This window comes from Mesorhizobium sp. M0587 (assembly GCF_040320945.1).
GTDB lineage: Bacteria > Pseudomonadota > Alphaproteobacteria > Rhizobiales > Rhizobiaceae > Mesorhizobium.
In genome coordinates this window covers 1-13104 of sequence record NZ_JAMYQP010000073.1, presented here as the reverse complement: position 1 = coordinate 13104, position 13104 = coordinate 1, and the positions used below count along the sequence as shown (strand labels likewise).

The window sequence follows — 13104 nt, the reverse complement described above, 5'->3', positions numbered from 1 at the left end:
ACCACCCCCCCCCCCCCGCCGCCCACCCCCGCGGGCCCCATGACCGGCAATGTCACCCGCCGGAAGGTGGTGATGGCTGATGCGCCGAGGTCGGCGGAGGCCTCGACGATCGACCAATCGAAACTCTTCAGCCGGGCGCGCACCACCGAGCAGATGAAGGCGAGGTTGAACACGACATGGGCGAGGATGATGGTGTGCAGCCCCATGGTGAGGTCGAGCATAGAGAAGAACGACAGCAGTGCGATCGCCAGCACGATGTCGGGGATGATCATCGGCGCGAAGATCAGTGCTTCGAGACCCTTGCCGTACTGTCGGCGCGTCTCGACGCCGATCGCCAGCAATGTGCCGAGCAACGTGGCGATTGCGGTCGAGACCAGCGCCACGATCAGGGTGTTGAGCGCGGAGGAGAGGATGGCTGAATTGCCGGCCAGCGACACGTACCATTTCAGCGAAAAGCCGGACCATGCCGTCGGCAGGCCGCCCTCGTTGAAGGACAGCGCCACCAGGACGGCGATCGGGATGTAGAGGAAGGCGAAGACGAGCGACAGCACGAACCAGAGCGCGCGCTGCGCGGCAGGAGTGCGCTCAGCCATCGGCGTTACCCTTGGCCTCAGCTGCCCGTCCCGAGGCGCGGTCGGCGGCGAGCGCCTGCGCCATCAGCACCAGCAGCATGATGGCGATCAGCGCCATAGCGAGTGCCGCGCCGAACGGCCAGTCATTGGCGGTCAGGAACTGGTCGTAGACGAGATTGCCGATCATCTGGAAGCGGCCGCCACCGAGCAGTGCCGGCGTGACGAAATTGCCGATCGACAACACGAAGACGAAGACGGCGCCGGCAGCGATGCCGGGCACGGTCAGCGGCAGGATGACACGGCGAAAGGTCGTGACGGCGGAAGCGCCGAGATCACGCGAGGCCTCGGCGAGTTCCGGGTTGAGCCGCGACAGCGGCGCGTAGCAGGCGAGGATGACGAAGGGCAAATAGTTGTAGACCAGGCCGGCGACAACCGCGCCTTCGGTGTAGAGCATCGACGGTGGCTCGCCGGTGTAGCCGAACCAGCGCAGCAATTGGGTGATCAGGCCCTCACGATTGAGCAGCACGATCCAGGCATAGGTGCGGATCAAATAGTTGGACCAGAACGGCAATACGGCGAAGAACAGGAACACCGGCTGCAGCCGGCGCGGGGCCGCCGATATGGCGTAGGCGGCGGCATAGCCGATCACCACCGCGGTCAAGGTCGCCGTGCCGGCGATGCGCGCCGATTTGAGGAAGATGCCGGCATAGAGCGGGTCGAAGACCAGCCCGAAATTCTCCAGAGTGAAAGTGTATTCGATGCCGCCATAGATGCCGCGCCGGAAGAAGGCGAGCGCCAGCACCAGCGCGCAGGGAACCACCATCAAGGCCGCGAGCCAGGCCAGCGCCGGGGCCATCAGCAAGGAGGAGCGGGAGGGTTGGTGCTTCACGAAGTACCCCCCTCTGCCCTGCCCGTCCTCCGCAGCAGCTGCGCTGCAGCTGCGGAGGGTGGACCGGGCATCTCCTCCTCAAGGGGGAAGATCAGCAGCTCCAGCCTCTCGCCTGCCTTTGGATTTCGAAGGTTGGCGAAAGCGACGCCACAGCCAATCTCCCCCCTGGAGGGGGAGATGGCCGGCAGGCCAGAGGGGGGCGCCACGGAATGCAAGCTCAATTCCAGGATGCTGTTGGAATAGTCCTTACTGCGCGGCCTTGATCTCGCTGACGATCTTCGAATAATCGCGCTGGGCGTCGCCGACGTCACGCAACTGCTCGAATTTGACGAGGTCGGCCACCGGCATCGCCATGTTGGGGAATTTTGCCAGGAAATCGGCCGGCAGGCTTTCCATCGCCGGCTTGTTCGGCACCTTATAGTCGATGTTCTGCGCCGCCCAGGCATGGTTCTTGGCGTCGAGCATGAAGTTGATGAACTGGAAGGCGGCGTCCTTGTTGGCGGATGCTTTCATCACCACCATCGTGTCGACCCAAAGGTCCGAGCCTTCCTTGGGAATGATGTATTTGATCTCGGGCTTCTCGGCGATGCCGTAATTGCACCAGCCGTCCCAGGCCTGCACCATCAGCGCCTCGCCGGAAACCAGCTTTGAATAGAAGGTGGTGTCGTCATAGGCGAGCAGGGTCTTCTTGGCCGAGATCAGCAGGTCCTTGACCTCGGCGAGCTTGGCCGGATCGGTCTCGTTGACCGAAAAACCCTTGTCGAGCTGGCCGGCGGCCAGCAACCAGCGATCGGTCGCCAGCATGGTGGTCTTGCCCTTGAGGTCGTCGGAAGGCGCGAGCAGGTCGCTCCAGCTCGTCGGTGCGACCTTCACCAGGTCCGAGCGATAGCAGAGGCCGGTGGTGCCCCAGGTGTAGGGGACGGAGAAAGTGTTGCCGACATCGTGCGGCAGTTTGGTCGCCTGGGGATAGAGGTTGGCGAGGTTGGGGACCTTGGCGTGGTCGATCGGCTCGGTCAGGCCGAGCTTGTTCAGCACCTCGGCGAAGGGCGAAGAGACGAAGACCACATCATAGCCCTTGCCGCCGGCAGCGATGAGCTTGCCCATGATCTCTTCATTGGTGGCGTGCACCACGACTTCGCCGGAAACGCCGGTCGCGGTTTTGAAGGCCGCCATGGCGTCTGGCGCCATGTAGCCGTCCCAGTTGGAAATGACGAGGTCGGCGGCGTCAGCCGGCGCGGACAGCGCCAAGGCCAGGCCGAGGGCGATTGAAGACGTTCTCAGCGCACGGCGCCGCAGGCTGGTAACGGTCATGACAGACTCCCATTCCGGTTGATCGTCGAATTCTTCGTCGGACCAATGCTCGCGGCCGTGCCGTCGCCTCGATCCCGTTCCCCTCGGTCTTTTTATCGCCGATTGCCTTAACAGTACTATTGCGGAAAAAAGTACGTCAATCCATAATTTGCCAGGCGACCGAGGAATCTGGCCGATTGCGTCCGTGCTGACGATCGGTCAATCAATGCGGTCACGTCCGCTCACCGAGATTAGCCATGCAAACCGCAGCCCGACGACCTCGCACCAACCATCTCGACCTGGCGCAGCGCATCCTTGATGTGGCGCGGCAGCGTGGCTTCGGGCCCGGCGCGCGCTTGCCCGAGCAGCAGATCGCCTCGCTTTGCAATGTCTCGCGTACGCCGGTGCGGGCGGCGCTCGGCCTGCTCGCAGAACAGGGCGTCGTTCGCTGGCAGGCAGATTCAGGTTATCACCTGGCGATCGATCTCGCCGCGCAGCCCGCTATATCAGCCGAACTGCCCAGCGCCGAGGAGGATGAGCTCGCCGAGGCGATCCTGCGCGACCGCTCGGCGCGGCGGCTGGACCAGACGGTGACAGTCGCGGGGCTAATGCGACGGTATAGTGCCGAACGCAAGACGGTACTAAAAGCGCTTAACAAACTAACGGAAGAGAACCTGCTGGACCGTGCCCCCGGCCAATCCTGGCTTTTCCGCCGCGCGCCTGACGATCCCGAGGCGCAAGGCGAAAGCTATGAGTTTCGCCTGTTGCTGGAGCCCGCCGCGATCTTGACGCCAGGGTTCCGTGTGGACGGAGCGCGGGCGGCGGCATTGCGCTTGGGCATGGAGGCGCTGATCGCACTTCCGGACGCGGCATTCGACACGCGCGAGTTCCAGCGGCTGGACATCGATTTTCACGGCATGATCGCCGAGGGCTGCGCCAACCGCTTCGTTGCCGATGCGCTGGCCGATCATCTCAGGCTGCGCCGGTTGCCGGGCATCTATGCCGGCGTCAACGTGTTCCGGCTGCGGCAATCGCTGCGCGAACACCTCAACATACTCGACCATCTCGAAAGCCGGCAGTATGAGGTGGCTGCCGATCTGCTTCGCATCCACCTGCGGCTTTCCCGCAACCAGCGACCGCAAGCGGCCAGCCGCGGGGCGCCCGCGCTGTTCGGCATGATCAACCGGCCGGAATGACGAGGATTAATTGACGCGTAAAGCCAGCCCGACCATCGCGCTGTTTCCCGAAGCAAGCTTCGGCGCGGCGTTGAATTGCGTCGGCATCGCGCAGGCGCTGCGCGCCCGGGGCGCGCGGCCCGTCTTCATCTGCCATGCCGGCTTTTCCGGCGTCTTTGCCGACTATGGTTTCCAGGAACACCAGCTGCCGACCGACGAGCCGCTGAGCGATAGCGACCGTCAGAGTTACTGGCAGGCCTTCGTACGCCGGCATCTGCCGCATTTCAGGCTGAGCCCGATCGATCAGCTCGAAACCTATGTCGCGCCGACCTGGCAAGCGATCGTCGACACGGCGATCAATGCCGAAACGCCGCTGCGCCAATTGCTGGCCCGGCTGAAGCCCGACGCGGTGGTGCTCGACAACGTCGTCATGTTCCCGGCGATATCGGCCGCAGGCTGTCCGTGGGTGCGTGTCGTCTCCTGCGCCGAGACCGAGTTGCCGGATGCACAAGTGCCGCCCTACCTCTCGGGCCTCGCCGCCGACGACCCGCAACGCGGGGCGTTCGAGGCCCGCTATCTCAAGGCCTGCGCGCCGGCGCATGACCGCTTCAACCGCTTTCGGACGGATGCCGGCCTGGCGCCGCTGCCCAAGGGCCTGTTTCTCGAACCCTCGCCCGACCTCAATTTGCTGCTGACGCCGTCGATCGTGCGTCGCGAGCGCGCCGAGCCGCTCGACCCGGACCGCTTCGTCTATCTCGAAGGCTGCGTGCGTTCGGAAGGGCCGTTCGAGGTGCCGGTGTTTCCGCGCAACAAAGGGCCGCTGGTCTATCTCAGCTTCGGCAGTCTCGGCGCCATGGATGTCGGGCTGATCGAGCGCATGCTCGCCGTCTTCGACAGGCTGCCGGCGCGCTTCATCGTCAATGCCGGCGGCCTGCGCGATACCTATCGCGCGGTGCCCGACAATGTCTATCTCGACGCCTGGTTTCCGCAGCCCTCGGTGGTGGCGAAATCGGACCTGTTCATCCATCACGGCGGCAACAACAGCTTTTGCGAGGCACTGCGTTTCGGCGTGCCGTCGCTGATCATGCCCTATTGCTGGGACGGCCACGACAATGCACGCCGCGCCGAAGAGACCGGCACCGGCGACCATATCGGCCGTGACGGCTGGACCGAAGGAGTATTGGAGAGAGCCATTCTCGGTCTGCTGGCCGACGATGCCATGCGCGCCCGCCTTAGGGACAATGCAGCCAAGATGGCGCTGAAACCCGGAACGGAAGTGGCCGCGCAAGCCATACTCTCTCTGATACGGACATGAACGAAATGCTCGACAAGAACACGAATGCCGCAACCAACGACCCCAAAGCCTGGCTGACCGAGCACGACATCACGGAGGTCGAGTGCCTGGTGCCGGACATGAACGGCGTCCTGCGCGGCAAGGCCTTGCCGACGGCCAAGTTCCTCACGGCGCTGGAAGACCGTGCGCTCTATCTGCCGAGCAGCGCCTTCCTGGTCAGCATCGACGGCCGTTATTCCGGCTCGATCGACGAGGGTTTTGCGTATTCGGACCCGGATATGCGCATGGTGCCCGATGTTTCAACGCTTTGCCTGGCGTCCGGCGCCGGCGCGGGCAAGGCCTATGTCTTCGCCGATGCCTTTCATATGGACGACCGGCCATGGATGGCCTCGCCGCGCCATGTGCTACGGGCCGTGGTCGATCTCTACCGCCGGCGGGGCTGGCGGGCGGTGGTGGCGCCTGAGGTGGAATTCTACCTCACGGCGCCCAATTCCGATCCGGACCAGCCGCTGACGGCACCGGTCGGCGCCAATGGCCGCACTGAAACCGTGCAGCATCCCTACGACATGGTGGCGCTCGAGGAATACGAACCGGTGGTCCGGCGCATCTATGACTATGCGGCGGCCGCCGGACTGCCGCTCGACACCTTGATCCATGAATCGGGACCGGGTCAGCTGGAGATCAATTTCCTGCATGGCGACGCGCTGCCGCTGGCCGACAAGGTGCTGCTGTTCAAGCGGTTGACGCGCCAAGCCGCGCAGCAATGCGGCATGCATGCCACGTTCATGGCCAAGCCGATCGCGGCACAGGCCGGCAGCTCGATGCATCTGCATATGTCGGTCATCGACGAGGCCGGCAAGACGCTGTTCGCCGGCAGCGACGATGCCGATACCCCGATGTTCGGCCATTTCATCGGCGGCTTGCAGAAATACATTCCCGAGATCATGCCGTTGTTTGCGCCCAACGTGAACTCGTTCCGACGCGTCAGACCGAACCACAGCGCGCCGGCCAATATCGAGTGGTCGCATGACAACCGCTCCTGCGGCCTGCGCGTGCCGGCCGGCGGGCGTGCAGCGCGGCGGGTGGAGAACCGACTGCCGGGTGCCGATTGCAATCCCTATCTGGCAATCGCCGGCTCGCTTCTGGCAGGTTATCTCGGCGTCGAGCAGAAGCTGGCGCGCTCGGCGGAAGCCACGGGCAACGCCTACAAGATCAAGAGCACGCTGCCGAAAACCATGGAGGAGGCACTCGACCGTTTCGAGGCGTGTGAGCCGGTGCGAGCATTGCTCGGCGAGGATTTCTTCCAGACTTACCTGCGCGTCAAGAGCGTCGAGCTCGACCTGTTCCAGAGCGTGGTGACGAGCTGGGAACGCGATCACCTGCTGCTGAAGGTGTGATCATGGCATCTTCAACGGGTTTCAATTCCGGCCTCGATATCGGCAGATCCTATTATGTCGCCACCGCCAATCCGGCGGCGGACCATCCGGCACTTGCCGGTGACTTCGAGGCCGACCTGGTCGTCGTCGGCGGCGGCTGCACCGGCCTGTCGGCCGCCCTTCATGCCGCCGAGCGCGGCTTGAAGGTGGTGCTGCTCGAAGGCGGCAAGATCGGCTGGGGCGCTTCGGGGCGCAATGGCGGCCAGATGATTCCCGGCCTGCGCAAGGGTGCCAAAGGCCTGGTCAAGCTCTACGGGCCCGAACGGGCAAAGGCGCTGTTCGACCTTGCCTTCGAAGCGCGCGGCCTGGTGCTCGACATCATCGAGCGCCATGCCATCGATTGCGACCTCAGGCTGACCGGCCATCTGGTCGGCGCGGTCAACGGCTCCGATCTCCGGGATCTGGAGGAAGAGGCGAAATGCCTCGAGAGCGAGATGAAATTCCGCGACGTCGAGATCCTGTCGGCGGCGCAGGCGCGGGCAAAGGTCGACACGCCCTACCACGGCGCCATGTACGAGCCGCTCGGCGGCCACATGCATCCGCTCAACTACACGCTCGGGCTTGCCCGCGCGGCAAGCGCGGCCGGCGTCGTCATCCACGAGAATTCGGTGGCGGTGAAGCTGGCGCGCGAGCCTTCGATCCGGGTCTCGACATCAAAGGGTCGGTGCGGGCAAAACACGTCGTGCTGGCAGGCGACGCGCTGCTCAATGGGCTGGAGCCGCGCGTCAACAGCCGCATCATGCCGGTCGGCAATTACATCGTCGCCACCGAGCCGCTGGAGGGCAAGCGCAACGTCATCCCGGCCAATGTCGCGGTGTCCGACACACGCTTCGTCGTCAACTATTACCGCATGTCGGCTGATGGCCGCCTGCTGTTCGGCGGTGGCGAGCGCTACACGCCGTCGCCGCCGGCCGACATCGCCGGTTTCGTGCGGCCGCATATGGAGGCGACCTTTCCGCAGCTCAAGGGCTGCCGCATCGATCATGCTTGGGGCGGGCTGGTGTCGGTGACGACGTCGCGGCTGCCGCATGTCGGGCACTATGGCGAGGTCTATTTCGCGCATGGCTATTCCGGCAAGGGCGTCATCCTGTCGACGCTGTCAGGCAAGCTCCTGGCCGAGGCGATCACCGGCGATGCCGTGCGGCTTGACCTGTTCTCGACGCTGACCCCGATGCCGTTCCCAGGCGGCACGGCTCTGCGCGGTCCGCTCTATGTGCTGGGGATGCTGTGGTACGCGATGCGGGACCGCATCAAGCATTGAGGAGGTTTGGGTCGCGAGATGTTCCCGCCGACGCATGGACTTTGCATGCCGTGGCAGTTGCGACTTGGCGTGTGGAATACCTTCCTACACTACAAAGAACTCTTCGATCCGCCGCCTGGCCTCCAGCAGCGCCGGCAGGATTTCTCGCTCCATCTCCGCGACGGAAAACCGCGCCGACTGAGTCGAGACGTTGATTGCCGCGACCGTGCTTCCTGAGCGGTCGCGGATCGGCACGGCGATGGAACGCAGGCCGAGTTCCAGTTCCTCGTCGACGATGGCAAAGCCGTCCGCCTTCGCCTTGCCGATGGCGCCAGCCAGCGAGCGCTTGTCGGCGATCGTCTTCGGTGTCCGCCTCTCGATGGTCGTCCGGTCGAGAAATGTGTTCAGTTCCTGGGGCGCCAGGCCGGCAAGCAGGATACGCCCCATCGAGGTGCAATAGGCCGGCAGCCTGGTGCCGACATCCAGCGACACGCTGAGGATCCGCCGACCCGGGATGCGGGCGACATAGACGACGTCCTGGCCCGACAGGATGGCCGCCGAGCAGGCCTCGTTCAGCTGCGCCGCTACCGCGCGCATGATGGGCGCGGCGAAGGTCCACAGCGAGGCGCCGCCGAGCCAGGTGCGGGCGACCGTCAGCAGGCGCGGCGACAGCGAAAACACGCGGCCAGCCTGGGTTGCGTAGCCGGTGGCGACAAGCGTCAGCAGAAAGCGGCGGGCGCCGGCGCGGGTCAGGCTCGCCTCCTCGGCCATTTCGGTCAGCGTCATACCCGAGGGATGGCGGGCGAGGATCTCCATGACGGCAAGGCCGCGCTCGAGCGAGCCGACATGGTCACGGGAAGTGGTCTCTTCGTCCATCGAGCCTCCGCCGAGCGGCATCTTCGTCTGGATTGACTCCCAGCCTTCGGTCAGCATACAAAGTATCACATATGAAACATATGTTCGCCAATACGAACTTTTCGGATTTGGGAGCCGATACGATGGCCAAGTTCCTGCCGCTCAAACAGGCCGTTGCGGAGAACCTGAGCAATGGCGACACCGTCGCCTTCGAAGGCTTCACCCACCTGATTCCGACGGCGGCGGCGCATGAGGCGATCCGCCAGGGCTTTCGCGACCTGACATTGATCCGCATGACGCCCGACCTGATCTATGACCAGATGATCGGGATGGGCATGGCGAGGAAAGTCGTCTTCTCCTATCTCGGCAATCCCGGCGTCGGCCTGCTGCGGCGCGCCCGCGACGCCATCGAGAACGGTTTCCCCAGGCCGATCGAGGTCGAGGAGCACAGCCATGCCGGCATGGCCAACGCCTACGAGGCGGGCGCGGCCGGCCTGCCCTGCGCGGTGTTTCGCGGCTATCGCGGCGCTGGCCTCGCGGCGGTCAACCCGAACATTAAATCGATCACTTGTCCGTTCACCGGCGAGGTGTTGGCGGCCGTTCCCTCGATCCGGCCGGATGTCACCTTCATCCATGCGCAGAAGGCCGACAAAAAAGGCAATGTGCTGGTCGAAGGCATTATCGGCATCCAGAAGGAAGCGGTGCTGGCGGCCAGCCGAGCGGTGGTGACGGTGGAGGAAGTGGTCGACAATTTCGACGATCTGCACCCCAACCCGACCGTGCTGCCGCGCTGGACGATCGCGGCGATATCGGTCGTGCCGGGCGGCTCGCACCCGTCCTACGCGCATGGCTATTATGCGCGTGACAATGCGGCCTATCTCGAATGGGACGAGATCGCCGCCGACCGTGAAAAATTCCAGGCGTGGATGCAGGCCAACGTCATTGAAAAAAACGCCGGCGATTTCGCGGTCCGGGTCGAGCATCTGAGGAAAGCGGCATGAGCGACAATCCGGGTTTCACCCCGAACGAGATGATGACGATTGCCGCCAGCCGCGCGCTGAGCAACGACGATGTCTGTTTCGTCGGCATCGGCGCGCCGTCGGCCGCCTGCAACGTGGCGCGGCTGACGCATGCGCCTGATATCACGCTGATCTACGAGAGCGGCACGATCGGCACCGCTCCGCAAGTGCTGCCGCTGTCGATCGGCGACGGCGAATTGTGCGAAACCGCCGTCACCACCGTCGCGGTGCCGGAAATGTTCCGCTACTGGCTGCAAGGCGGGCGAATCTCGATCGGCTTTTTGGGCGCTGCGCAGCTCGACAAGTTCGGCAACATCAACACCACGGTCATCGGTGACTATTTCCATCCCAAGACCCGGCTGCCCGGCGGCGGCGGCGCGCCCGAGATCGCGACGTCGTCGAAAGAGGTCTACATCACCATGGCGCAGACCAAGCGCGGCATGGTCGAGAAGATCGACTTCTTCACCTCCTTCGGCCATGGCGACGGCGGTGACCACCGCCGGCGGCTAGGCATCGACACCGCCGGTCCGACATTGCTGATCACCGATCTCGCCATCTGGAAGCCGGATCCGGTGAGCAAGGAATTCACGGTGGCGTCGTTGCATCCTGGCGTCACCCGCCAGCAGGTGCAGGACAGCTGTGGCTGGGTCGTTAAGTTCGCCGAGGCGCTTGACGAAACGCCGGCGCCAAGCGAACTCGAGCTCACGACATTGCGCGACCTGCAGGCCCGCACCAAGGCGGCGCATGAAGGGACCGGAAGAACAAAGGCTGCATGACATGGCCGAGGCCTATATCTGCGACTATATCCGCACGCCGATCGGCCGTTTTGGCGGTTCGTTGTCCTCTGTGCGCGCCGACGACCTCGGCGCTATCCCGCTGAGGGCACTGGTCGAGCGCAATCCGGGCACCGACTGGCAGGCGGTCGACGACGTCGTCTATGGCTGCGCCAACCAGGCCGGCGAGGACAACCGCAATGTGGCGCGCATGGCGCTGCTGCTGGCCGGCCTGCCCAAGGAGATTCCGGGCTCGACCGTCAATCGCCTGTGCGGCTCGGGCATGGATGCGCTGACCATCGCCGCGCGCGCCATCAAGGCCGGCGAGGCCGAGCTGATGATTGCCGGTGGCGTCGAGTCGATGAGCCGCGCGCCCTTCGTCATGCCCAAGGCCGACACGGCGTTTTCGCGCAACGCCGAGATCTATGACACCACCATCGGCTGGCGCTTCGTCAACCCGCTGATGAAGATACAGTACGGCGTCGATTCGATGCCGGAGACCGGAGAGAACGTGGCGGAAGAGTTCGCCGTCTCCCGGGCGGACCAGGACGCCTTTGCCGCGCGCAGCCAGGACAAGGCTGTCGCGGCGCAAGCCAATGGCCGGCTGGCCAAGGAAATCACAGCGGTGACGATCGCGCAGCGCAAGGGCGATGCGATTGTCGTGTCGAAGGACGAACATCCCCGCGCCGGCACCACGGTCGAGACGCTGGCCAAGCTGCCGACGCCGTTCCGGCAAGGCGGCACGGTGACGGCGGGCAATGCGTCCGGCGTCAATGACGGGGCGGCGGCGCTGATCGTTGCTTCCGAAGCAGCGGTGAAAAAATACGGCCTGACGCCGATCGCTCGCATCCTCGGCGGGGCCGCCGCCGGCGTTGCGCCGCGCATCATGGGCATCGGCCCGGCGCCGGCGACGCAAAAGCTTTGCGCGCGGCTCGGCCTGACGCCAAGACAATTCGACGTCATAGAGCTCAACGAAGCCTTTGCCTCGCAAGGCATCGCCGTGTTGCGCCAACTCGGCATTGCCGAGGACGCGGAGCACGTCAACCCCAATGGCGGTGCCATCGCGCTTGGCCATCCGCTCGGCATGTCGGGTGCCCGCATCTCCGGCACGGCGGCGCTGGAGCTTCGCGAACGCGGCGGCCGCTATGCACTGGCGACGATGTGCATCGGCGTCGGCCAGGGCATCGCCATCGCGCTCGAACGGGTTTGACGGTCAGCTTTTCCTGACCGGCCAATCGGATCTCTGATCCGACTCACGGCCAAATTTGACCACGTGGACAAAAGTCCGCACCCGTTCCATAGTTCCCCGTCTGATTTTTTAGAACAGCCGGCTCGACACGGCTGTCGAACAGAGGGGATTGCAATGGAAAACCGAAAGAACAAATCTCATTTTCCGCGCGAAGGCCTTTCGCGACGCAATGTGCTGGAGCTCGGCGCGCTTGGCCTGGCAGCCGCCATGCTGCCGGGTGCCGCCTTCGCGGCAGGGAAAAAACTGAAGGTAGCGGCGATCTTCGCCACGCCGATCGAGGAACCCTGGGACAACCAGATCCATGTCGCCTTGCAGAAGGCCGAGAAGGAACTCGGCATCGAATACAAATGGTCGGAAAAGGTGCAGACCGCCGATTTCAGCCGCGTCATGCGCGAATACGCGCAAGGCGGTTACCAGCTGGTGCTGGGCGACGCCTTCGCCGCCGAGCGCGAATCGCGCCGCACCGCTAAGCAGTTCCCGAAGACCGCCTTCCTGTTCGGCTCGGGCGCCGGCCCGGCGGAACCCAATTTCGGCGTCTTCGACAACTGGATCCACGAGCCGGCCTATCTCTCCGGGATGATCGCCGGCAAGATGTCGAAATCGGGCACGATCGGCGCCGTCGCGGCCATGGGCATTCCGGAAGTGAACCGGCTGGTCAATGCCTTCTTCGCCGGCGCCAAGGAGGTCAATCCCAACGTCAAGAAGAAGGTCGCCTTCATCGGCTCGTTCTTCGATCCGCCCAAGGCCAAGGAAGCCGCCGTCGCGCAGATCGACGCCGGCGTCGACGTCATCTATGCCGAGCGCTTCGGCGTCATCGAAGCGGCGGTGGACAAGAAGATCTACGCCATCTCCAACATGTCCGACCAGTCGAGTCTCGGCCCCGACACGGTCATCACCGGCCCGGTCTGGGACATGTATCCGACGGTCGAACAGGCAATCAAGCTGGTCAAGGCCGGCGTCTTCACCGCGCAGGACTATGGCGATTTCTCGCGCATGGCCAAGGGCGGTTCGCTCCTGGCGCCCTATCACAAGTTCGACAAGACGCTGCCGGCGGACGTCAAGGAACTTGTCGAGAAGAAGAAGGCCGAAATCCTGGAAGGCAATTTCCGCGTCGACGTGGATGAGAACACGCCGGTTTCGGATTGAGTTTTACCCTCCCCCTAGTGGGGAGGGTCGATCCGCGAAGCGGATCGGGGTGGGGGTCGGCGCCGCGGGGGCGCCCCCCCCCCAACAAAGAAAAAAAAAGAAAGAACAGAAACACCCCAACCACCACAACACAGCGCAGTCGTAAACCAAGACGCCGCCCACGACA

General features: G+C 64.3%; 11 protein-coding genes and 1 pseudogene. 8 read left to right on the top strand and 4 right to left on the bottom strand.

What is annotated here, in order from left to right; translation table 11 throughout:
* From NKI49_RS32405 to NKI49_RS32395, 3 genes are all read right to left on the bottom strand, one after another.
* Positions 1-593 (bottom strand): ABC transporter permease (locus tag NKI49_RS32405; RefSeq protein WP_352695910.1); only part of this gene is annotated, 593 nt, incomplete at its 3' end.
* Positions 586-1428, bottom strand: a complete 843-nt coding sequence (locus tag NKI49_RS32400) for an ABC transporter permease (RefSeq protein ID WP_352605957.1) — start codon at positions 1426-1428, stop codon at positions 586-588. The genes NKI49_RS32400 and NKI49_RS32405, both read right to left, overlap by 8 nt.
* A gap of 279 nt (positions 1429-1707) precedes the next feature.
* On the bottom strand, positions 1708-2772 hold the full coding sequence (locus NKI49_RS32395) for a polyamine ABC transporter substrate-binding protein (protein WP_352605951.1): 1065 nt from the start codon (positions 2770-2772) through the stop codon (positions 1708-1710).
* Between the two features lie 236 nt (positions 2773-3008).
* Between NKI49_RS32395 and NKI49_RS32390 the strand changes: the two genes are divergently transcribed.
* From NKI49_RS32390 to NKI49_RS32375, 4 genes and pseudogenes are all read left to right on the top strand, one after another.
* Entirely contained in the window at positions 3009-3947 is a 939-nt protein-coding gene (locus tag NKI49_RS32390; RefSeq protein ID WP_352605949.1) for a GntR family transcriptional regulator, read from the top strand.
* Positions 3948-3957: 10 nt separating this feature from the next.
* The gene (locus NKI49_RS32385) at positions 3958-5241 is read left to right on the top strand and encodes a glycosyltransferase (RefSeq protein ID WP_352605947.1); all 1284 of its coding nucleotides are present in this window, start codon (positions 3958-3960) and stop codon (positions 5239-5241) included.
* A 5-nt stretch (positions 5242-5246) separates the two neighbouring features.
* Positions 5247-6617, top strand: a complete 1371-nt coding sequence (locus tag NKI49_RS32380) for a glutamine synthetase family protein (RefSeq protein WP_352605955.1) — start codon at positions 5247-5249, stop codon at positions 6615-6617.
* 2 nt (positions 6618-6619) lie between these two features.
* Positions 6620-7917: pseudogene (locus tag NKI49_RS32375) on the top strand (NAD(P)/FAD-dependent oxidoreductase).
* An 84-nt stretch (positions 7918-8001) separates the two neighbouring features.
* On the opposite strand, the gene NKI49_RS32370 reads toward NKI49_RS32375, so the two are convergent.
* On the bottom strand, positions 8002-8772 hold the full coding sequence (locus NKI49_RS32370) for an IclR family transcriptional regulator domain-containing protein (RefSeq protein ID WP_352605945.1): 771 nt from the start codon (positions 8770-8772) through the stop codon (positions 8002-8004).
* A gap of 122 nt (positions 8773-8894) precedes the next feature.
* Here NKI49_RS32370 and NKI49_RS32365 point away from each other — a divergent pair, with 122 nt between their 5' ends.
* The 4 genes from NKI49_RS32365 to NKI49_RS32350 all read left to right on the top strand — a co-directional run bounded on the left by NKI49_RS32365 (position 8895) and on the right by NKI49_RS32350 (position 12938).
* Positions 8895-9752 (top strand): CoA transferase subunit A, encoded by an 858-nt coding sequence (locus tag NKI49_RS32365; protein ID WP_352605943.1) that lies wholly within the window; start codon positions 8895-8897, stop codon positions 9750-9752.
* Positions 9749-10546 carry a CoA-transferase subunit beta gene (locus NKI49_RS32360; RefSeq protein WP_352605941.1) on the top strand — a complete coding sequence of 266 codons (798 nt, stop codon included), beginning with the start codon at positions 9749-9751 and terminating at the stop codon, positions 10544-10546. Before NKI49_RS32365 ends, NKI49_RS32360 begins: the two co-directional genes overlap by 4 nt.
* 1 nt (position 10547) lies before the next feature.
* Positions 10548-11753, top strand: a complete 1206-nt coding sequence (gene pcaF, locus NKI49_RS32355) for a 3-oxoadipyl-CoA thiolase (protein ID WP_352605939.1) — start codon at positions 10548-10550, stop codon at positions 11751-11753.
* A 153-nt stretch (positions 11754-11906) separates the two neighbouring features.
* Positions 11907-12938: a BMP family protein gene (locus tag NKI49_RS32350; protein ID WP_352605937.1), complete on the top strand. Its 1032-nt coding sequence runs from the start codon at positions 11907-11909 to the stop codon at positions 12936-12938.
* Positions 12939-13104 lie beyond the last annotated feature (166 nt).